Below are 20447 nucleotides of genomic sequence, written 5' to 3' on the forward strand. Positions count from 1 at the left end.
TACGCGCCGGGGGCGGACTGTGACGGAGCCGGAAGCCGAACTCGGCATCTCGCTGTCCCACCGCGAGCGCGTCGCGGACTGGCAGGCCGTCCGCGGCGCGCAGGCCAAGTTCGTCTCGGTGACGATCAGCGAGAACGTCAACTGGAGCAGCTCGGCCGCGGAGCGCAGCCTGGCCGGCGCGCAGGAAGCGGGACTGCACGTCGGCGGCCGCCACTACGCGCGGCCCGGCGCGGTGCACGACCAGGCCGACCACTTCGTCCGGACGGCGAGCAAGCTCGGCGCGTTCTCGCCCGGGTCGCTGGCGCCGGCGCTGGAGGTGGCGGCGCCGAGCGTCGACGACCGGTTCATCAAGCTGTGGATCAAGCACGTCCGGCAGGCGGCGCGGATCGAGCGGGTGCTGATCTACGCCGACTACGACTGCTGGCAGCAGCGCCTGCACCCCGACCGCTGGGCCGACTCCGAGGTCGTGCTCTGGCTGATCCGGCACAACGGCATCCCGGGCCGGGCGGGCTGGTTCCACGCGCGGCTCGGCATCCACCAGCACGCGTGCGCGCCGGGGGTGCCGGGGATCAGCGGGCCGGTGGAGCAGAACGCCGTCGTGTATCCGTTCACATTGGGCGACCTTTTGCTGTAGGACCGGTGACAATGTCGCCATGCGCGTGCAGAGCAGGACACTCCGGACGAACGTGACGCCGTCGCGCGCGCTTCTGGTCCTGGCCGCGCACGCCCGGGCCCGCGGCCTGCCACCGCCCGCGATGCTGTCGGGCGACTGGTTCGGCTCACGCGCGGTGATCGCGCCGTCGCTCGAGGTGTCCCCGGGCCCGGTGTCCTGGCCCGCACCGGTGGACGCCCCGCACGGCGTGGTGGGCGGCGGCTGGTTCGGCTACCTGTCCTACGACTCGGCGGACCCGTCGGGCCGGCGCGGCGCCCTGCCCGCGACGGCGTGGGGCTGGACGGACCACGTGCTGCGCTGGTCGGCGTCGGGCACCTGCCACCTGGAGTCCCTGGACGGCGGCGGCCCGTCGGTGTCCACAATGGAGTCTCTGTTGAATTCTTCGCCGGTCGCTCCTTCCTGGACGGCCGGTCCCCTACGGCGTCCGCTGCCTTCGGAGCACCGGGACGCGGTCAAGGCGTGCGTGCACGCGATCGAGGCCGGGGAGCTGTTCCAGGCGAACATCTGCACCCGCTTCACGGGCTCGTTCGCGGGCTCGCCGGCCGCGCTGTTCGCCACCGGCGTCTCCCGGCTGAACCCGCGCCGGGCGGCGTTCCTGTCGGGTTCGTGGGGTTCGGTCGTGTCGTTCTCACCTGAGCTGTTCCTGGCGCGCCACGGGCGTTCGGTGCTGTCGACGCCGATCAAGGGGACGCTCCCCCGGCGCGGACCTGCTGATTCCGGCAACGCTGTGCTGCTGCGTCAGTCCACGAAGGACGTCGCGGAGAACGTGATGATCACGGACCTGGTGCGCAACGACCTGGGCCGGGTGTGCGAGGTGGGCTCGGTGACGGTGCCGTCGCTGCTGCGGGTGCGCCCGGCACCGGGGGTGTGGCACCTGGAGTCGACGGTCTCGGGCGTGCTGGGCCCGTCGGTGTCCGACGCCGAACTGCTGGCCGCGACGTTCCCGCCGGGCTCGGTGACGGGCGCGCCGAAGATCCGCGCGCAGGACCTGATCGCGGAACTGGAGCCGTCCGGCCGCGGCGTCTACACGGGAGCCATCGGCCTGGTTTCGCCGGCGGCGGGCCTGGAGCTGAACGTCGCGATCCGGACGTTCGAGATCGCGGACGGCTCGATAACCCTGGGCGTCGGCGGCGGCATCACGGCGGATTCGGACCCGGAGGCGGAGTGGCAGGAGTGCCTCCACAAGGCCGCGCCGCTGGAGGCCCTGCTGGCTTCAAAGCCGTGAAGGCCTCCTTACCGGCTCTTATGGCCGGTAAGGAGGCCTTCACGGCTTTACTTCGTCGGGTCGAGGAGGAGCTTGCCGACCGTGCCGCGGGAGCGCAGGGCTTCGTGTGCGCCGCGGGCGTTCGTCAGGGCGTACTCGCCGCCCGGGATCGCGCGGAGGTTCCCGGCCAGGACCAGGTCGAACAGCTCGGTCAGCGCCGTGCCGAAGACGTTGCCCGGCAGGCGGAAGACGTGCGGCAGCCACATGCCGCTGACCGTCGTGCTGTGGCCGAGGATGTTGCGCAGGTCCAGCGGCTTCGGCGACTCGCGCCCGGCCATGCCGTAGAACGCCAGCCGGCCGAACGCCGCCAGCGCGGCGATGCTCTGGTCGGTCGTCCTGCCGCCGACCATGTCGAGCACGACGTCGACGCGGCGGCCGCCGTTGGCCTCCAGCAGCGTCGCGGTCATGTCCTCGGCGCGCGAGTCGACCGCGACGTCGGCGCCGAGTTCGAGGGCGAGCGCGCGCTTCTCGTCGTTGCTGGCGGTGGCGATGACGCGGCCCGCGCCCCACGCTTTGGCGAGCTGCACGGCGATCGTCCCGACCCCGCCGGCGGCCGCGTGCACGACGACGGACTCGCCCGGCTCGAGGTGCGCGTTCTTGCGCAGCAGCACCCAGGCGGTCGCGCCCTGGACCAGCATGGACAACGCGGTCAGGTCGTCGATGCCGTCGGGCACCGGGAAGGTGGTGACCTCGGGCGCGACGGCCTTTTCGGCGTACCCGCCACCGCTGTTGAGCAGCGCGACGACGCGCTTGCCGTCCGGCGTGCGCCCGACGACCTCGCCACCGGGCACGAGCGGCAGCTTCGCCGGGGCGAGGTAGGAGTTCTCGGCCTGGTGGGTGTCGGCGTAGTTGACGCCGACGCGTTCGACGTCGATCAGCACCTCACCGGGCCCGGCCACCGGATCGGGCAGTTCGACGGGCGTGAGCACCTCGGGTCCACCGAACTCGGTCACCTGAACTGCGCGCATCTGCTGGTCCTCTCGATCGTCGTGTGAGACATTCTGGCATATGTCTCACGCCGTGGTAGCTTGGCGCTCATCAAAACGGAACTGACTGCCTTCGACCTGGCTCGCGACTGGTTCCTGGCCGGCCGCCGCGTGGACATGGGCGAGCTGGCGGCGGCGCTGTCGATCAGCCGCGCGACCCTGCACCGCCGGGTGGGCAGCCGCGACCAGCTGCTGGGCGAGATCCTGTGGTCCCTATCCTCGACGTCGATCGCCCGGCTGTGGCCGTCGTCGGTGGGCCGCGGCGCCGCGGGCGTGGCGGACTTCGTGAGCGGCTACGTCCGGTTCGCGAACGACGCACCACCGTTCCGCGACTTCCTGCGCCGAGAACCGGAACGCGCGTTGCGGCTGTTGACGACCAAGGCGAGCGTCTGCCAGCAGCGAACCACGGCGAAGCTGGTGGAGCTGCTGGACCTCGAGGTCACGGCCGGCCGGCTCGTGCCGCCGCTACCGGTGCCGGACCTGGCGTACCTGCTGGTGCGGATCGGCGAGTCGTTCGTCTACACGGACGTGATCACGGGCGACGCGCCGGACGCGTCGAAGGCCCACGCCGCGGTCACCGCGCTGCTGACCTAAGGGTGGTCGAGGATGGTGTCGACGTTGATGTGCTGCTGGTCGAGCACGCCGCTGTAAACCCGGATGCCTCGCAGGTCGCCGTACCAGTGATCGCTGTCCTGGCCGTTGACACGACCACGCCCGAGGAAGAGGTCCTCGAGATCGCTCGCGCCGTTCCAGCCGGTGACGTCACCGACGCACTTCGGGCTGTACTCGTACGCGTCCGTCGTCGCGTACAGGCACGCCTGGTGCGTCACGGCGTCGTACGTCCCGGCGAGGTGGGTCCAGACGCCGGACTCGGCGTCCCCGTCCGGCGTCACCTGGGTCGTGCCCAGTGTCCAGTTCCACCTGGGGCGCCAGGTGCCGTTCGCGTCCTGCGCGCCGCGGTAGCCCAGGAGGTACGGCGAGGAGGATGCGCTGTTCGCGCCGAGCGCCGTGCGGCCGGCCTTGTCCACGCCCGCGGGGTCGGACGGGTCACGCTGCTTCTCCCGCTCGGCGTCCGCCTCGGTCCAGGTGTGCTTGACCCAGGCTTCGGCCGTGAAGCTCCGGTCGCTGCGGAAGTTCTGCGGGCGCGGCCCTTCGACCTGGGCGGCGCCGTCGAACGGGAAGCGGCCGACGTCCGCGCCGTCGTCGTCGGTCGTCAGCTGGAAACTCCCGCCCGGGGTGCCCGTGACACCGCTGACCGAGTCCGTCGTGGTGCCGTCGAGCTGGTAGTTCGCCCGCAGCACGGCGGTGTTGGCGAGCTCGGCCACCTCGGCGGCCGGCAGCGCGCGGTCCCACACCTGGACCTGGTCGATCGATCCCGCGAAGGCGCCGATCTGGAACGGGCCGGTCGACCGCCACGCGGTGCCCGCCGGGATCGTCGTTTCCGCGGCGAGCGTGCCGTCGACGTACAGCCGTTCCTTGCCCGCGAGCACGTCGTGGACACCCGTCAGGTGGGTCCACTTCCCGAGATGCGGGGTGATGGAAGTCTTCGCCCACCGCCAGAGGCCCCCGGTGGTGCTCAGCCCGAACTCGAGGCTGTCGGACGTGGCACCGAGGCTGAACGCGTCGCCGGAGGTGCCTCCCTGCGCGGCGAAGGTGTAGCAGCCGGGCTTGTCCAGCTTCACCCAGGCCGAAACCGCCAGACCTCCCGCGGTGTCCACCACCGGGGACGACGTCACCGCGCCGGTGCCCGCCAGCGCCTGGCCCCGGCCGTGGCCGATCGAGTCGTCGGTCGCGGACCGGCCCGGCGAATCCGAGTAGCCCGGACCGTAGGCGACGTTCGCCCCGGTCAGCGTGCCGTCGGCGCCGGTGGCGTCGGCCGTGTCACCGTCCAATGTGTACTCACGGGTGGCGGAAAGTCCGGTCGGGAAGCCGTTCTGGTTGTAGAGCGTGGTGACGTCGGCGGCGGACAGGGCGCGTCCGAAGGCCGTCACCTCGTCGATCGCCCCGTGGAAGAGGTCCGCCCGCGCTCCCGCGGCCAGGCCGCCGCCGAGGACCAGCGGGCCTGCCCCGCCCGAAGCCGTGGCCGGGATCGTCTGCTGGGCCTGGCCGTCGACGTACAGCGTCGCTGTGTGCGCCGCCGCGTTGTAGACGCCGGCGAGGTGCGTCCAGACGCCCGTCGCCGGAGCCGCCGTCGAGACCGCCGACCGCACGACCGGGTTCGCGACGTCCGAGTCGCTCAGGCTGAACGCCCACTTGCCGGTTTCCAGGTACTGCAGGGCGAACCCGCTCGTCCGGGCGCCGTCCTGGGACAGCACCACCCGCCGCTTGCTCAGGTCGGCCGCGTCGACCCACGCCGACACCGAGAACGACTTGCCGAGGTCCAGGACCCGCGCGCTCGTCGCCAGGTAGTCGCCGGGCCGGCCGCTCACGGGCACCGCCTGACCGAGCTTGCCCGGCGCGAAGGGGGCCGAACCGGCACCCGCGTAGCGCAGGCCGGCAAACTGCGAGCGGGTGTCGCCCTCGAACTGCCACGCCGCCACCGGCGCCGCGGCGTCCTTGACCGAGAAGGAGTAGTCGGTCCGCGCCGACGGTGTCTCCGCGCTGTCGCACGCCCACGCGCTCAGCACGTGCGGACCCGAACCGGCGGGTGCGATGGTCGTGGTGACGGGACCGCCCGGCACCGTCGGCTTCACCGTGCCGGCCTCGACGCCGTTGCAGCTCGGCGAGACCGCGTTGTCCAGTCGCCAGACGTAGTGGTCGACCGGGGACCCGGTGCCGGCCGGCGTGAACGTGAAGTCACCAGGCACACCCGGGCCGCCGCCGAACGTATCGGCCGGGTACGTCTGCGAGGAAACCGCGGGCGCGCCGGGCGCCTGCGGGACGGTCGCGCCGTCAGCCGGACGCGCGAAGACCGCGGCGGGGATGATCCCGGACACCACGGCCAGCACGAGGAAGAGCCCGCCACGGCCGGCTCTCGACCGGGAAGAACGCACAACGGAAGACACGCGGAAACCCCTCCTCCGCGACCTGGACAGTCCTGGCCGCGCCCACCGGGAACGATCGTCGATGATCGACTGCGGCGGTAGCGACCGAACGGCTCAATCTCGATCTCACACGCCACAAGTCGCACATACAGGACATTGCCCTGGAGTGAACGGGCGGTTCGGCGCGACCCTCGCCGGCCCGGAGTGCGTCATTCGGGTGGCCGCGATGTGCGGATTCGTGCCGCCTCGGCTCGGGCTTCGGCAGCCTCCGCGGCCGCCCGGCGCCGGTCTTCCGGGAAGATCAGCAACGGCGCCAGCGTCTCCAGGGCCTCCGCGACCCGCTCACGCCACGCGGCGAGGTCTCCGCCGTCAGGCTTCTCGTCCCGCGACCTTCCCAGCGCGCGCAACGCGGCACGCAGCTCAGGCGAGATGGGCACCGGCTCAGGACTTCCGCGCCGCCAGGACCGCGTCGTACAGTTCCTTTTTGGACACTCCGGTCGCCTCCGCGACCTCCGCCGCCGCGGACTTCAACCGCTCGCCCGCCGAGACCCGGTCCGCCACCTCCGCCACCAGGTCCGCCACCGACACCGCACGCGGCTCGGCGCCCGACAGCACCACCGTGATCTCGCCGCGCACGCCGTCTGCGGCCCACTCCGCCAGCGACGCCAACGAGCCCCGCTTCACCTCTTCGTACGTCTTCGTCAGCTCGCGGCACACCGCCGCGCGCCGGTCCGCGCCCAGTGTCGTGGCCGCGTCCGCCAGCAGGGAGGCCAGCCGGTGCGGGGACTCGAAGAACACCACCGTGCGCGGCTCGGAGACCAGCGACGTGAGCCACTTCGTCCGCTCGCCCGGCTTGCGTGGCGCGAAACCCTCGAAACAGAACCGGTCACACGGCAAACCGGACAAAGCGAGCGCCGTCGTCACCGCGGACGGGCCCGGCAGGCACGTCACCGGAATGTCCGCTTCGACGCACGCGGCCACCAGGCGGAAGCCCGGATCGGACACACTGGGCATACCGGCGTCCGTCACCAGCACCACCGTCTCGCCCGCCTGTAACGATTCGAGCAACCTGGGCAGGCGCGCCGTCTCGACGTCCTCGTAGAAACTCACCACGCGGCCGCGCGGGGTGATGTCCAGGGCCGAGGCCAGCGACCGGAAGCGGCGGGTGTCCTCAGCGGCCACGACGTCGGCTTCGGCCAGCGCTTCCGCCAGGCGGGGCGAAGCGTCGCGGACGTCGCCGAGTGGGGTAGCGGCCAGGACCAAGCGGCCGGTTGTCACCGATGAGCTCACCCGGCCAGCCTAGGCGGGTCGGCGGATCCGGACGACGTACGCCCTGTCCCGCCCGTAGGATCGCCCCGTGACCGCCGTGCTGACCCGTCCCGACGACGAAAGCGTCCGGCCGGGCCCGGTCGAGGCGCTCCGGCCGCCGACCGACCGCGAGACGACCCTGCTCGGCCGCGGCATGCCGGACGACCGGCTGCGCGCTTGGCTCGTGACCATCGTGCTCACCGTGATCGGCGGCATCGTCCGGCTGCAGAACCTCGGCAGCCCGACCGACAAGGGCAGCCCGGTCTTCGACGAGAAGCACTACGTCCCGCAGGCGTGGCAGGTGCTGCGCAACGGCGGTTACGAAGACAACTACGGCTACGAGCTGGTCGTCCACCCGCCGCTGGCCAAGCAGCTGATCGCGGTCGGCGAGTGGCTGTTCGGCTACAACGGCTGGGGCTGGCGGATCATGCCCGCGCTGGCCGGCACGCTCATCATCTTCCTGACCATCCGCATCGCCCGCCGGCTCACCCGGTCCACGCTGCTCGGCGCCATCGCCGGCATCCTGGTGATCAGCGACGGCGTCCTGCACCTGCAGTCGCGGATGGGCATGCTCGACATCTTCATCGCGCTGTTCGTGCTCGCCGCGTTCGCCTGCCTGCTCGTCGACCGCGACCAGGTGCGCACCAGGCTCGCGACGGCCGTCCGCGAGGGCTGGGTCAACGAGACGGTCTGGGGGCCGAAGCTCGGCTTCCGCTGGTGGCGGTTCGCGACCGGGCTGATGATCGGCCTGACCTTCGGCGTCAAGTGGTCGGCGCTCTACTACATCGTCGCGTTCGGGCTGCTGTGCGTCGGGTTCGACGTCGCGGCGCGGCGCGCGGCCGGCGTCGAACGGCCCTGGCTGGGCACGATCCGCCGGGACGTCGCGCCCGCGCTGTGGGCGATCCTGCTCATCCCGCTCGTGATGTACCTCGGCGCGTACTGGGCGTGGTTCGCCAGCGAGACGGCGACCGACCGGCACTACACCGAGATCAAGGACATCGCGCCGGGCGTCTGGGGCTGGATCCCGGCGTCGCTGCGCTCGCTCGGCGACTACTCGGCGAACGTCCTGCACTTCCACGAAACCCTGGTCACGCCCAAGGACAACCCGCACCCGTGGGAGTCGAAGCCCTGGACGTGGCCGATGGGGCTGCGCCCGATGCTCTACAGCTACGACGGCGAAGTCACCGGCTGCGGCGAGTCCCGCTGCGTCAGCGCGACGATGCTGATCGGCACGCCGGCGATGTGGTGGCTGGCCATCCCGATGCTCGCCTGGTCGGCCTGGCGCTCGATCTTCCGCGCGGACTGGCGCTACGCCGCCGTCCTCGTCGGCTACCTCGGCGGCTACGTCTTCTGGTACACCAACATCGACCGGCAGATGTACTTCTTCTACGCGACGCCGCTGGCCGCGTTCCTCGTGCTGGGCTTGACGTTGTGCCTGGGCCAGATCCTGGGCAGCGCGAAACGCGGGTTCGAAAGACGCGGGACCGGTCTGCTCGTCGTCAGCCTGTACGTCGGGCTCGTCGTGGCCAACTTCGCCTGGCTGTGGCCGATCCTCAACGGCATCGCGATCACGACCGGCCAGTGGGAAGCCGAACGCTGGCTGCCGTCCTGGCGGTAGCTCAGCCCGCGAAGTACGCCCTGGGCGTGACGCCGACCGCGCGCCGGAACGCGGCGACGAACGCGCTCGCCGAGCTGTAGCCGACGCGGTGCGCGACCGTCGTCAGCGGGATTCCCTGCGCCAGCAACGGCAGCGCCGCACGCAACCGCACCTGGGTGCGCCACGTCCCGAACGGCATCCGGCACTCGCGGACGAAGATCCGCGCCAGCGTGCGCTCGGCCGCGCCGACGTCCCGGCCGAACTCGGCGAGGCCGCGCGGATCGGCCGGGTCGGCCAGCACCGCCGCCTCGACGTCCCGGGCCCGCGGGTCGGCGGGCGACGGCACCACGATCGGCACGACGTCGAGCGGTTCCAGCAGGTCGAACGCGACGGCTTCGGCCCGCAGCCGAGCCTCCGGGGCGACGCCGTCGCCGGTCAGGTACTCCAGCAGCTCGTGCAGCAGCGGCCGGACGGCGACCAGCCGCGGCTCCGGCCACGCCACCGGGCTGCGGTCGGGGTGCGCGTAGATGCCGCGCAGCGCGGCCTTGCCGAGCGCGCCGGTGCGGTGCTGGACGCCGGCGGGCATCCACAGCGCGCGCGTCGGCGGCAGGACCCAGCCGGCGTCGCCCGCCTTGACCGCGATGACCCCGCTGGCCGCCCAGACGAGCTGGTGGACGGGGTGTTCGTGCCACGGGAACCAGGTGCCGGCCGGCAGATCGACCTCGCCGAGCAGCATCGCGTGGGGTTGGCCGGTTTGCGACATCGGTTGTCAGTCTATCGGCTACCGGTCACCGCGGCGGCTCCCTAACGTCGAAGCCATGCCGATGAACCTGATCCACCGCAAGATCTGCAGCTCGGAGAAGTGGGCGAACACGGTCGAGGAGCGCCTCACGCCGTGGCTCGCGGAGCGGGAACTGGGCGACGACGTCCTCGAGATCGGCCCCGGCTTCGGCGCCACGACGAAGGTGCTGCTGGACGTGGTGCCGAAGCTGACGGTCCTGGAGATCGACCCCGCGTCGACCCAGCTGCTGCGCGCGAAGTACGGCGCCCGCGCGGACGTCGTCGAGGGCAGCGGCGCGGAGATGCCGTTCGAGTCGGGCCGGTTCTCCGCGGTCGTCTGCTTCACGATGCTGCACCACGTGCCGACCGACCGCCTGCAGGACGCGATCTTCGCCGAGGCCGCGCGGGTCCTGCGCCCGGGCGGCACGTACTGCGGCAGCGACGGCCAGCTCAACCTCAGGTTCCGCCTGCTGCACATCGGCGACACGATGAACGTCGTCGACGCGGGCACGTTCCCCGCGCGGTTGGCGAAGGCGGGCTTCGAGCAGGTGGACGTCGAGGTCCGGCCGAAGGAGCTGGTGATCTTCTCCGCGTCGAAGCCCGGCTGAGGGGTCTGCCGCGGCTTGTCGTGAGTGTTTAGGGCGGTTAGAACCGCCCTAAACACTCACGACGGGTCTGGGTCAGCGGTGGGGCTGGCGCGGGACCACCCGGGTCACCGGGCCGTCCAGGGACTTGCCCGCCCTCGACAGCCAGCCCTCGACCTCGCGCCGCACCGAGTTGAGCGTCGGACGGCGTCGCGGTTCCGGGTCCAAGGACGCCGCCAGAAGCCGTGCGTGCGCGCTGCGCTGGGGCAGCCGGGACACCGGTTCCGCACGCGCCGCGGCCATCAGCGCGGCCATCGGCGTCTCGCGGGTGCCGCGTGGGGGCTGGCCCGTCAGTGCGTAGCTGATCGTCGCCGCCAGCTGCCAGGCGTCGGACGCCGGTGAGGCCGTGGCGCCCATCGCCTGCTCCGGGGCGACGAAGTCCGGCGTGCCGATCATCATGCCGGTCGCCGTCATCTTGGAGTCGCCCTGGCTGCGGGCGATGCCGAAGTCGATCAGGTGGGCCAGGCCGCTGGGGTCGAGCACGACGTTCGACGGCTTGATGTCGCGGTGCAGCACGCCCTTCTCGTGCGCGGCCGCGAGCGCGCCCGCCATGGTCGCCCACAGCCGGCCCGCGGCGATGTCGTCGAGCGGGCCCTGGCCGTCGACCAGCTCGGCCAGCGGCCGGCCCTCGAGGTACTCCATGACCAGCGCGAGGCCGTCCGGCTCCTCGGCCAGGTCGTACACCTTGACGCAGTTCGGGTGGCTGACGACGGCCAGCGCGCGGGCCTCGCGCTGCATGCGCTCGGCGGTGTCGCGGTCCGGCGCGTGCGCGATCTTCAGCGCGACCGTGCGGTTGAGCTGGGTGTCGACGGCCTGCCAGACCGTGCCGAAGCCGCCCGCACCGAGCTGCTTGACGCGCCGGTAGCGGCTGCCGCCGGCGTTGCGCGAGCCGGGCGGCGGCGGGATCGGGCCCGGCGCCGCGGCCAGCGCGCCCGCCATTGAGGGCGGCTCGGGCGCGGACGCCAGCGCCGTCTTCGGGTACGGCTTGTTGATCGGGGGCGGCGGAGGCGGCGGCGGGGTGGGCCGCGGCTGGACCTGCGACGGCGGCTGCTGCGGCGGCCGGTAGGGCTCCTGCTCGCGGCGCGGCGGCACGTCCGGCCGGTTGATCACCGACCACGGCGGCGGGCCGACCATCGCGACCGGGATCAGGCCCAGCACGCTGAACGGCAGGAACCCGAGCCAGAAGTGCAGCGCGGTGTTCGCTTCCATGCCGACGCTGAACAAGGCCATCGCGACGAACGGGATCCAGAAGAACCGCGACGGCCACTTCGGACCGCGGCGGAACGCCGTGCGCCCCTGCAGCATCACGAACAGCAGCGACCCGGCCGGCAGCACGATGAAGGCCAGCAGGTACACGAAGAACGGGAGGTCGTCGGCGCCCGTGCTGCCGGAGGAGAGCACGTCGAAGACCGTCTGCCGGCCGCCCAGGTAGTTGACCTGGGAGTCGACCCAGCAGCCGCCGGGCCCCTTCAGCGTCGCGACCTCGCTCGCGGACAGCCCGGACTTCTGGCCGGCGAACACCATGCGGTAGACGCCCGACACGCCGTTCGACAGCAGCCACGGCAGCACCAGCGTGCTGAGCAGGCCGATCACGCCGAACACCGACAGCGTCGTCAGGTCGTACCGGTTGCCGGTGCCCTTGCGGATGATCGAGACGACGAGCGCGCCGATCGGCGGCAGCAACGCGACGAGCGCGCCCGCCGCACTCGTGGCCCAGACCCAGTCGCCGGGGCAGAAGCCCGGGCCGAACAAGGAATGGGCTAGCGAGAGCAACGCGCTCGCGAGTCCGTTCACTGCCGGGCTCCCCTCACTGTCCGTGTTCACGTCTTACCGTCACGCGGCATTTCCCCGCGGTCCAGCTTAGGACGCTCGCCGCCGCCGTTGGGTTGCCGGGTCTTTCCGGCGGCCGAATCCCGCGCGGAATCCGGCGGGCCCGCCGTCGCGGCGTCATGATGGGACCGGCGGGACGTTCGACGCGAAGGAGCGGCAATGGGCGCGTACTCCGAAGCCTACCGGCGGAGCCTGGCCGAGCCGGACGCGTTCTGGCTGGAAGCGGCCAAGACGATCACCTGGACGAAGGCCCCGGAACGGGCCCTCGACGACACGAACCCGCCCTTCTACCGCTGGTTCCCCGACGGCGAGCTGAACACCTCCTACAACGCCCTGGACCGCCACGTCGAGGCCGGCCGCGGCGGGCAGGACGCGCTGATCTGGGACTCCCCCGTGACCGGACAGCAACACACGTTCACCTACGAACAGCTCCGCGACGAGGTCGCGCGCTTCGCCGGTGCGCTGGGTTCGCTCGGCGTGACGCACGGTGACCGGGTGATCGTCTACCTGCCGATGGTCCCCGAAGCCGTGATCGCGATGCTGGCCTGCGCGCGGATCGGCGCGGTGCACTCGGTGGTCTTCGGCGGGTTCGCGCCGAAGGAACTGGCGGCCCGGATCGAGGACGCGAAGCCGAAGGTCATCCTGGCCGCGTCGTGCGGGATCGAGCCGACGCGCGTCGTCGAGTACAAGCCCATCATCGACGCCGCGCTGGCGCTGACCGAGCACCAGCCGGACCACGTCGTCGTGCTGCAGCGCGAGCAGGCGCCCGCCGAGCTGGGCGAGCGGGACGTCGACTGGCGCGAGCTGGCCGCGAGCGCGTCCCCGGCCGGCCCGGTGCCGGTCAAGGCGACCGACCCGCTCTACATCCTCTACACGTCCGGGACCACCGGGAAGCCGAAGGGCGTCGTCCGCGACACCGGCGGGCACGCGGTGGCGCTGGCCTGGTCGATGGCCGCGATCTACGACGTCCACCCGGGCGACGTCTGGTGGACGGCGTCCGACGTCGGCTGGGTCGTCGGGCACTCCTACATCGTCTACGCGCCGCTGCTGGCCGGGGCGACGACGGTGCTCTACGAGGGCAAGCCGGTCGGGACGCCGGACGCGGGCGCGTTCTGGCGCGTCATCGCCGAGCACGGCGTCCAGGCGCTGTTCACCGCGCCGACCGCGCTGCGGGCGATCAAGAAGGTCGACCCGGACGCGAAAGAACTCGAGAAGTACGACCTCAAGCAGTTCCGGACGCTGTTCATGGCCGGCGAGCGGCTCGACCCGGAGACCTACCACTGGGCGCGCGAGAAGCTCGGCACGCCGGTGATCGACCACTGGTGGCAGACCGAGACGGGCTGGCCGATCGCGGCCAACCTCCGCGGCCTGGAGCCGATGGACGTCAAGCCCGGGTCGGCGACCAAGCCCGTGCCGGGCTGGGACGTCCGGATCCTCGACCAGGCCGGCGACGAGCTGCCGGCCGGTCGCGAAGGCGCCATCACGATCAAGCTGCCGCTGCCGCCGGGCTCGCTGCCGACGCTCTGGGGTGACGACGAGCGCTACCGCGAGGCCTACCTCTCCCGCTACGACGGCCACTACCTGACCGGCGACTCCGGCTACCTCGACGAAGACGGCTACCTGTTCGTCATGGGCCGCACCGACGACGTCATCAACGTCGCCGGGCACCGGCTGTCGACGGGGTCGATGGAGGCCGCGCTGGCCTCGCACCCGGCGGTCGCGGAGTGCGCGGTCATCGGCGTCGCCGACCAGCTCAAGGGCCAGCTGCCACGCGGGTTCGTCGTGCTGAAGGCGGGCGTCGACACGCCCGCGGACCAGCTGCGCGACGAGCTGGTGGCGACGGTGCGCCGCGACATCGGCCCGGTCGCCGCGTTCCGCGACGTGTCCATTGTGGACGCTCTGCCGAAGACGCGGTCCGGGAAGATCCTGCGCAAGACCATGCGCGCGATCGCCGACGGCCGCGACGAGGCGGTGCCGTCGACCATCGAGGATCCCGCCGTGCTGGACGCGATCCGGGCGGCGTTGCGCACTTCGTAAAGTATTGTTCCAAATACACCGGCTGGTCTGTACCTTTGTGAGGGAGTCCCCGACCGGAGGTGCCTTGATGCGCTTGTCCCGAGCCGTCTTGACCGCGGCTGTCGTGAGTCTGACGGCAGTCGGCCTGCCCGCCGCCACCGCCGAAGCCACGCCGGCGGCCCCAGAACGGAGCGTGACCGACGTCGTCCCCGCGCCGGTGTCGGCGAAGGCCGACGCGAAGGCGGACTTCCGGCTCACGCCGTTCACCGTGATCAGCGCCGACCGCGGCGCCGGCCAGGTCGCGGACTACCTGCGCGGCCTGCTGCGCCCGGCCACCGGCTACCCGCTGCCGGTCGTGCCGCGCGCGTGGGGCCTGCCGGCGATCTCGCTCGAACTGGGCCACGACGCCCGGATCGGCACCGAGGGTTACCAGCTGAAGGTCGCGCGCGACGGCGTCAAGCTCAGCGCCAACACCGCGGACGGCCTCTTCGAAGGCGTCCAGTCGCTGCGGCAGCTGCTGCCGTCGGCGATCGAGGCGAAGCACGTGCAGCACCGGACGTGGACCGTCGCGGGCGGCACGATCCTCGACTACCCGCGCTTCGGCGAGCGCGGCGCGATGGTCGACGTCGCGCGGCACTTCTTCCAGCCGGACCAGGTCAAGCTCTACATCGACCAGATCGCCCAGTACAAGCTCAACACGCTGCACCTGCACCTGGCCGACGACCAGGGCTGGCGCATCGAGATCAAGAGCTGGCCGAAGCTGGCGACCGTCGGCGGCAAGACCGCGGCCGACGGCGACCCGGGCGGCTACTACACGCAGAAGCAGTACAAGGACATCGTCGCGTACGCGGCTTCGCGGCACATCACGGTGATCCCCGAGATCGACATGCCGGGCCACACGAACGCGGCGCAGTCGACGTACGCGGAGCTGAACTGCGACGGCGTCGCCGTCCCGCCGCGGACGGACACCGAGGTCGGCTACAGCTCGCTGTGCATCTCCTCGCCGATCACGTACAGGTTCGTCGACGACGTCGTGCGCGAACTGGCGGCCATCACGCCAGGCCAGTACCTGCACATCGGCGGCGACGAGGCGCACGCGACACCGCCGGCCGACTACATCACCTTCGAGCAGAAGGTGGCGCCGATCGTCGCGAAGTACGGCAAGAAGATCACCGGCTGGCACGAGATCGCCAAGGCGTCGCCGCCGGTGTCGGCGATCCCGCAGTACTGGGACTTCGGTGGTGACGACGCCTCCGTCGCGGCCGCGGCCGCCCGGGGCAACAAGATCCTGATGTCGCCGGCGAACTACGCGTACCTGGACATGAAGTACGACGAGTCGACGCCGCTGGGCCAGGACTGGGCGGCGCTGATCGAGGTGCGCGACGGCTACGACTGGGACCCGGCGTCACTGGTGACCGGCGTCGGCGAGAACCAGGTCGCGGGCGTCGAAGCTCCACTGTGGACGGAGACGCTCCGCACGAGCGACGACCTCGAGTACATGGCGTTCCCGCGTCTGCCGGGCATCGCGGAGATCGGCTGGTCCCCGAAGTCCACGCACAACTGGGACGCCTACCGCGTCCGCCTGGCGAAGCAGTCCCCCCGCTGGACCCTGCAGGGCATCAACTTCTACCGCAGCCCCCAGGTCGACTGGAAGTAGTTCAAAGTCCGTGAATGCCACATTGAGGGACACTATGTCCCTCAATGTGGCATTCACGGACTTTCGGCCCCCAGGTGGGCGTGGATGGCGCGGCGGGCCACGGCGTACGGCGTGGTGGTGCCGGTGAGGACGGAGTCCGCGTTCGCCGCGCGACCCAGCGCGTGCAGCTCGAAGGCCAGGACTTCGGGGTCGACGTCTACGTGGCCTAAGGTCACCGCTTCGAGAGCCGACGCGCGGATGAAGGCCGCGAACGAGCCGTTCGCCGCGGCCACCGCGTCGTGGACCCGGCCCGGGCGCGCGTCGAACTCCGCGCCGACGTTGAAGAAGAAACAGCCGCCCGGGAAGATCCGCTTTTCCGAGTAGTCCAGCCAGTTCTCGCAGATCGCCCGCAGCCGCGGCAAGCCCGGCGGCTCGTCCGAAGCAGGCGTCACGACGTACGAGCGGAAGATCTCGAGAGCCGCTTCGACCGTCGCGAGCTGCAGGTCCTCCTTGGACCCGAACAGCGCGAAGACGCCGCTCTTGCTCAGCTCCAGCTCGGCGGCCAGCCGGCCGAGGGACAGCCCGTCGAGGCCGTCGACCGACGCGACGTCCACCGCCCGCCGCAGCACCAGCTTGCGCGTGACGTCTCCGCGCGCGACCCGGCCGTCAACCGGCACGGCGAGCCCGCCACCGGTCCACAGTGGACTGGATCCAGACGCTCCACTGCTCGGCGAGCGCGGGCGTCGCGAGCACGCGGTCGGCGAAGTCCAGCGCCGACCCGACGTGCTCCGATGGCAGCTGCCCGTAGTTCGCGAACGAGATGACGTACACCTCGGCGACCGTCGGCGCGTCCGCGCGCTCGACCACCTCGACCGCGCCCGACGTCGGCACGGTGCCCGGCCGCAGCACACGCAGGTACCACCCGGAGCGCCCCGAGTCGATCATCGCCGGGGTGATGTCCTTGCGGCCGGTCTTCATCGCGAGCTTGAAGCACGGCGACCGCGGCTGGGAGACCTGCACGAGCGCGTCACCCCAGGCCCAGACGTCCCCGATCCGCACGTCGTCCTCGGTGACCCCGGACAGTGAGATGTTCTCGCCGAAGTCGGCCGTCGACACCTCGAAGCCGTCCTCGCGCCAGGCCGCGTAGTGCTCGGCCGGGTAGACGTAGACCGCCTTGTCGGGGCCGCCGTGCACGGTGAGGTCGGCCTGCCGGTCGCCGTCGAGGTTCAGCTCGGCAAGCTTCAGCTCCGGCGCCGTGACCAGCGCCTTGGTGATCCCGCTCAGCACCGGCAGCTCGCGTCGGTACCCCAGGACGCTCGGTTCCCCCACGTAAACGCTGTCGACGTTCATGTCTCGAAGATAGCACGATCGTTCGTATTGTTTACCCCCTCTAGGCTGGCGGACATGGAACTGCTCGACCAGGCCCGCGCCCACGTCGACTCCGGCGCCCTCTTCGCCGAACTGGCCACGCTCGTCGCGTACCCCACGGTCAGCGACGCCCCCGAGGGCCGCGTCGCCATCCAGGCCTACCTCGACGAAGTCCTCACCCCCGCGCTCACGGCGTTGGGCTGCGAAGTCACGCAGCACGCCAACCCGGACCCGGCGGGCGGCCCGTTCCTCGTCGGCGTCCGCACCGAATCACCGGACCGGCCGACGCTGCTCTGCTACGGCCACGCCGACGTCGTGGGCGAAGCCGGCGAGTGGGGCGAAGGCCGTGACCCGTGGACGCTGACCGCCGACGGCGACCGCTGGTACGGCCGCGGCACCGCCGACAACAAGGGCCAGCACCTGATCAACCTGACGGCGTTGCGGCTCCTGCTGGCCGACCGCGGAAAGCTCGGCTTCAACCTCAAGTTCCTCTTCGAAACCGGCGAGGAGATCGGCTCGCCCGGCCTCACGGAGTTCGCCGAACAGGAACAGGACCTCCTGAAAGCCGACGTCCTCATCGCCTCCGACGGCCCACGCCTGGACGCCGCGACACCGACGCTGTTCCTCGGCGCGCGCGGCGCCATCCGGTTCGCGCTCGACGTCGACCTGCGCCCGGACGCCTACCACTCCGGCAACTGGGGCGGGGTCCTGCGCAACCCGGCCACCACGCTCACCGGGGCGATCGCGAGCCTGGTCGACGGCCACGGCCGCGTCCAGGTGCCCGAACTGCTGCCGCCGGAACTCCCGGACGGCGTGCGCGCGGCCCTAGACGGTCTCAAGATCGCGAACACGCCCGGCGACCCGGTGCCGGACGAAGGCTGGGGCGCGCCCGGCCTGACCGGCGCGGAACGGCTCTACGGCTGGAACACCCTCGAAGTCCTCGCGCTCGACGCGGGCAACGTCGACCGCCCGGTCAACGCGATCCCCGGCCGCGCGAGGGCGGTGCTGCAACTGCGGTACGTCGCCGGGACCGACGTCGGGAAGATCCCGGACGCCGTCACGGAACACCTTGCCGCACAAGGGTTCCCAATGGTCGACGTGAGCGTCGGCGGGGACTTCCGGGCCAGCCGCACGCCGGTCGACGACCCGTGGGTCACCTGGGCGAAGGCCGCGCTCGACGAGGTCGCCGCGACGCCCGTCGCGGTCCTGCCGAACTTCGGCGGCGGCCTGCCCAACCACGTCTTCACCGACGTCCTCGGCCTGGCGACGCTGTGGCTGCCGCACTCCTACCCGGGTTGCCTGCAGCACGCGCCGGACGAGCACCAGCTCGCCCCGGTCGCCCGGGAAGGGCTGGTGCTCGCCACGGCGTTGTTCAGTGCCTTCAGTTCAGCGCCGCCGACTCTTCGTCGGTGAACAGGCGGGAGCGGATCAGGAAACGCACGCCTTCGGGCGCCTCCAGCGAAAACCCGCTTCCGCGACCGGGAACGACGTCGACCGTCAGGTGGGTGTGCTTCCAGTACGCGAACTGCGGCCCGGACATCCAGAACGGCACGTCCTCCATGCCCTCGACGACCAGGTCGCCGAGGCGCACGTCGGTCTGGCCGGTCTTGAACTCGCCCTTCGGGTAGCACATCGGGGCGCTTCCGTCGCAGCACCCGCCGGACTGGTGGAACATCACCGGTCCGTGGGTCGCCGCGAGCTTCCGGAGGAGGTCGGCCGCCTCCTCCGTCAACGCCACCCGCTCGGTCATCAGAAGAACCCGAGCGCCTGGTCGGAGTAGGAGACCAGCATGTTCTTCGTCTGCTGGTAGTGATCCAGCATCATCTTGTGGTTCTCCCGCCCGATGCCGGACGCCTTGTAACCGCCGAAGGCCGCGTGGGCCGGGTAGGCGTGGTAGTTGTTCACCCACACGCGACCCGCCTGGATGTCGCGGCCGGCCCGGTAGGCGGTGTTGCCGTCCCGGGACCAGACACCGGCGCCGAGGCCGTAGAGGGTGTCGTTGGCGATCTTCATGGCGTCGTCGTAGTCGTCGAACTTCGTCACCGACACGACCGGGCCGAAGATCTCCTCCTGGAAGATCCGCATCTTGTTGTCGCCCGCGAAGACCGTCGGCTCGACGTAGTAGCCGCCGGACAGCTCGCCGCCGAGGTCGCTGCGGCCGCCGCCGATCAGGATCTCGGCGCCCTCCTGCTTGCCGATGTCGATGTAGGACAGGATCTTCTCGAGCTGGTCGTTGGACGCCTGCGCGCCGATCATCGTGTCGGTGTCGAGCGGGTGGCCCTGCTTGATCTTGCGGACGCGCTCGACGGCGTCACCCATGAACTTGTCGTAGATGCCCGTCTGGACCAGCGCCCGCGACGGGCAGGTGCAGACCTCGCCCTGGTTCAGCGCGAAGAGCGTGAAGCCCTCCTGCGCCTTGTTGTAGAAGGCGTCGTTCTGCGCGGCGACGTCGTCGAAGAAGATGTTCGGGCTCTTGCCGCCCAGCTCGACGGTCACCGGGATGATGTTCTCGCTGGCGTACTGCAGGATCAGCCGGCCGGTGGTCGTCTCGCCGGTGAAGGCCACCTTGCGGACGCGGTTGCTGGAGGCCAGCGGCTTGCCGGCCTCGACGCCGAAGCCGTTGACGATGTTCAGCACACCCGGCGGGATCAGGTCGCCGATGATCGACATCAGCACGTGGATCGACGCCGGGGTCTGCTCGGCCGGCTTGAGCACGATCGCGTTGCCCGCGGCCAGCGCCGGGGCGAGCTTCCAGACCGCCATCAGGATCGGGAAGTTCCACGGGATGATCTGGCCGACCACGCCGAGCGGCTCGTGGAAGTGGTAGGCGACGGTGTTCTCGTCGATCTGCGAGATGCCGCCCTCCTGGGCGCGCAGCGCGCCGGCGAAGTAGCGGAAGTGGTCGATGGCCAGCGGGATGTCGGCGGCGAGCGTCTCGCGGACGGCCTTGCCGTTCTCCCAGGCCTCGGCGACCGCGATCTTCTCGAGGTTCTGCTCCATCCGGTCGGCGATCTTGAGCAGGACGCCGGCGCGTTCCTCGACGGAGGTCTTGCCCCACGCGGGGGCCGCGCCCCAGGCCGCGTCGAGGGCCTTCTCGACGTCCGGCGCGGTGCCCCGGGCGATCTCGCAGAAGGTCTTCCCGGTGACGGGAGTCGGGTTCTCGAAGTACTGGCCGCCGGCGGGCGGCACGTATTCGCCGCCGATGTAGTGGTCGTAGCGCGATTCGAAGCTGACGACGCTGCCTTCGGTGTTCGGTGCGGCGTACTGGACCATCTTCCCTGCCTCATTGCTCGGAGTGACGGCGGTGCTCGGGCTCCCGCCGAACGTAGGCCGGGCAACGTTGCACGAGCGTTGCAGCGCT

General features: G+C 71.2%; 18 protein-coding genes. 8 read left to right on the plus strand and 10 right to left on the minus strand.

The genetic code is table 11. The annotated features are described in order from the left end of the window. The first annotated feature begins 19 nt into the window (after nucleotides 1–19). A complete protein-coding gene (locus OHS58_RS31075) occupies nucleotides 20–634 on the plus strand; it encodes a glycoside hydrolase family 25 protein (RefSeq protein WP_247057973.1) in 615 nt (204 codons plus the stop codon). A gap of 19 nt (nucleotides 635–653) precedes the next feature. Beyond that, nucleotides 654–1898 carry an aminodeoxychorismate synthase component I gene (locus OHS58_RS31080; RefSeq protein ID WP_328644874.1) on the plus strand — a complete coding sequence of 415 codons (1245 nt, stop codon included), beginning with the start codon at nucleotides 654–656 and terminating at the stop codon, nucleotides 1896–1898. 47 nt (nucleotides 1899–1945) lie between these two features. Here OHS58_RS31080 and OHS58_RS31085 read toward each other — a convergent pair whose 3' ends face one another. Continuing rightward, nucleotides 1946–2905, minus strand: coding sequence for a quinone oxidoreductase family protein (locus OHS58_RS31085; protein WP_326957680.1), 960 nt, complete (start codon nucleotides 2903–2905; stop codon nucleotides 1946–1948). Between the two features lie 135 nt (nucleotides 2906–3040). On the opposite strand from OHS58_RS31085, the gene OHS58_RS31090 reads away from it, so the two are divergent. Next, the gene (locus tag OHS58_RS31090; protein ID WP_326951666.1) at nucleotides 3041–3517 is read left to right on the plus strand and encodes a QsdR family transcriptional regulator; all 477 of its coding nucleotides are present in this window, start codon (nucleotides 3041–3043) and stop codon (nucleotides 3515–3517) included. Here the strand turns inward: OHS58_RS31090 and OHS58_RS31095 are convergent. The 3 genes from OHS58_RS31095 to rsmI form a co-directional block, all read right to left on the minus strand. Next, nucleotides 3514–5928 carry a LamG domain-containing protein gene (locus tag OHS58_RS31095; protein WP_328644875.1) on the minus strand — a complete coding sequence of 805 codons (2415 nt, stop codon included), beginning with the start codon at nucleotides 5926–5928 and terminating at the stop codon, nucleotides 3514–3516. The genes OHS58_RS31090 and OHS58_RS31095 overlap by 4 nt on opposite strands. A gap of 188 nt (nucleotides 5929–6116) precedes the next feature. Beyond that, nucleotides 6117–6344, minus strand: a complete 228-nt coding sequence (locus OHS58_RS31100; RefSeq protein WP_328644876.1) for a hypothetical protein — start codon at nucleotides 6342–6344, stop codon at nucleotides 6117–6119. A gap of 4 nt (nucleotides 6345–6348) precedes the next feature. Continuing rightward, entirely contained in the window at nucleotides 6349–7185 is an 837-nt protein-coding gene (rsmI, locus tag OHS58_RS31105) for a 16S rRNA (cytidine(1402)-2'-O)-methyltransferase (RefSeq protein WP_328649883.1), read from the minus strand. A 79-nt stretch (nucleotides 7186–7264) separates the two neighbouring features. Here rsmI and OHS58_RS31110 point away from each other — a divergent pair, with 79 nt between their 5' ends. After that, entirely contained in the window at nucleotides 7265–8833 is a 1569-nt protein-coding gene (locus OHS58_RS31110) for a dolichyl-phosphate-mannose--protein mannosyltransferase (protein WP_326944488.1), read from the plus strand. 1 nt (nucleotide 8834) lies between these two features. Here the strand turns inward: OHS58_RS31110 and OHS58_RS31115 are convergent, their stop codons facing one another. Beyond that, on the minus strand, nucleotides 8835–9548 hold the full coding sequence (locus tag OHS58_RS31115) for an AraC family transcriptional regulator (RefSeq protein ID WP_328649884.1): 714 nt from the start codon (nucleotides 9546–9548) through the stop codon (nucleotides 8835–8837). Between the two features lie 82 nt (nucleotides 9549–9630). On the opposite strand from OHS58_RS31115, the gene OHS58_RS31120 reads away from it, so the two are divergent. Continuing rightward, nucleotides 9631–10200 carry a class I SAM-dependent methyltransferase gene (locus OHS58_RS31120; RefSeq protein WP_328644877.1) on the plus strand — a complete coding sequence of 190 codons (570 nt, stop codon included), beginning with the start codon at nucleotides 9631–9633 and terminating at the stop codon, nucleotides 10198–10200. A 72-nt stretch (nucleotides 10201–10272) separates the two neighbouring features. On the opposite strand, the gene OHS58_RS31125 is transcribed toward OHS58_RS31120, so the two are convergent. After that, a complete protein-coding gene (locus OHS58_RS31125; RefSeq protein WP_328644878.1) occupies nucleotides 10273–12030 on the minus strand; it encodes a serine/threonine-protein kinase in 1758 nt (585 codons plus the stop codon). A gap of 195 nt (nucleotides 12031–12225) precedes the next feature. Here OHS58_RS31125 and OHS58_RS31130 point away from each other — a divergent pair, with 195 nt between their 5' ends. Both OHS58_RS31130 and OHS58_RS31135 read left to right on the plus strand, forming a co-directional pair. Continuing rightward, nucleotides 12226–14103 carry a propionyl-CoA synthetase gene (locus OHS58_RS31130; RefSeq protein WP_328644879.1) on the plus strand — a complete coding sequence of 626 codons (1878 nt, stop codon included), beginning with the start codon at nucleotides 12226–12228 and terminating at the stop codon, nucleotides 14101–14103. Nucleotides 14104–14170: 67 nt separating this feature from the next. Next, the gene (locus OHS58_RS31135; protein WP_328644880.1) at nucleotides 14171–15739 is read left to right on the plus strand and encodes a beta-N-acetylhexosaminidase; all 1569 of its coding nucleotides are present in this window, start codon (nucleotides 14171–14173) and stop codon (nucleotides 15737–15739) included. Between the two features lie 53 nt (nucleotides 15740–15792). On the opposite strand, the gene OHS58_RS31140 is transcribed toward OHS58_RS31135, so the two are convergent. Both OHS58_RS31140 and OHS58_RS31145 read right to left on the minus strand, forming a co-directional pair. After that, on the minus strand, nucleotides 15793–16395 hold the full coding sequence (locus OHS58_RS31140; RefSeq protein ID WP_326957665.1) for a TetR/AcrR family transcriptional regulator: 603 nt from the start codon (nucleotides 16393–16395) through the stop codon (nucleotides 15793–15795). Next, the gene (locus OHS58_RS31145) at nucleotides 16385–17068 is read right to left on the minus strand and encodes an MOSC domain-containing protein (protein ID WP_326944494.1); all 684 of its coding nucleotides are present in this window, start codon (nucleotides 17066–17068) and stop codon (nucleotides 16385–16387) included. Before OHS58_RS31145 ends, OHS58_RS31140 begins: the two co-directional genes overlap by 11 nt. 54 nt (nucleotides 17069–17122) lie before the next feature. Between OHS58_RS31145 and OHS58_RS31150 the strand changes: the two genes are divergently transcribed. Next, entirely contained in the window at nucleotides 17123–18499 is a 1377-nt protein-coding gene (locus OHS58_RS31150) for a M20 family metallopeptidase (protein ID WP_328644881.1), read from the plus strand. On the opposite strand, the gene OHS58_RS31155 is transcribed toward OHS58_RS31150, so the two are convergent. Both OHS58_RS31155 and adh read right to left on the minus strand, forming a co-directional pair. Continuing rightward, nucleotides 18468–18836, minus strand: a complete 369-nt coding sequence (locus tag OHS58_RS31155; RefSeq protein WP_328644882.1) for a DUF779 domain-containing protein — start codon at nucleotides 18834–18836, stop codon at nucleotides 18468–18470. The two genes, OHS58_RS31150 and OHS58_RS31155, sit on opposite strands and share 32 nt — an antisense overlap. Next, the gene (gene adh, locus OHS58_RS31160; protein WP_247058008.1) at nucleotides 18836–20359 is read right to left on the minus strand and encodes an aldehyde dehydrogenase; all 1524 of its coding nucleotides are present in this window, start codon (nucleotides 20357–20359) and stop codon (nucleotides 18836–18838) included. Before adh ends, OHS58_RS31155 begins: the two co-directional genes overlap by 1 nt. Nucleotides 20360–20447: the final 88 nt, after the last annotated feature.

This window comes from Amycolatopsis sp. NBC_00348, assembly GCF_036114655.1.
Taxonomy (GTDB): Bacteria; Actinomycetota; Actinomycetes; order Mycobacteriales; family Pseudonocardiaceae; genus Amycolatopsis.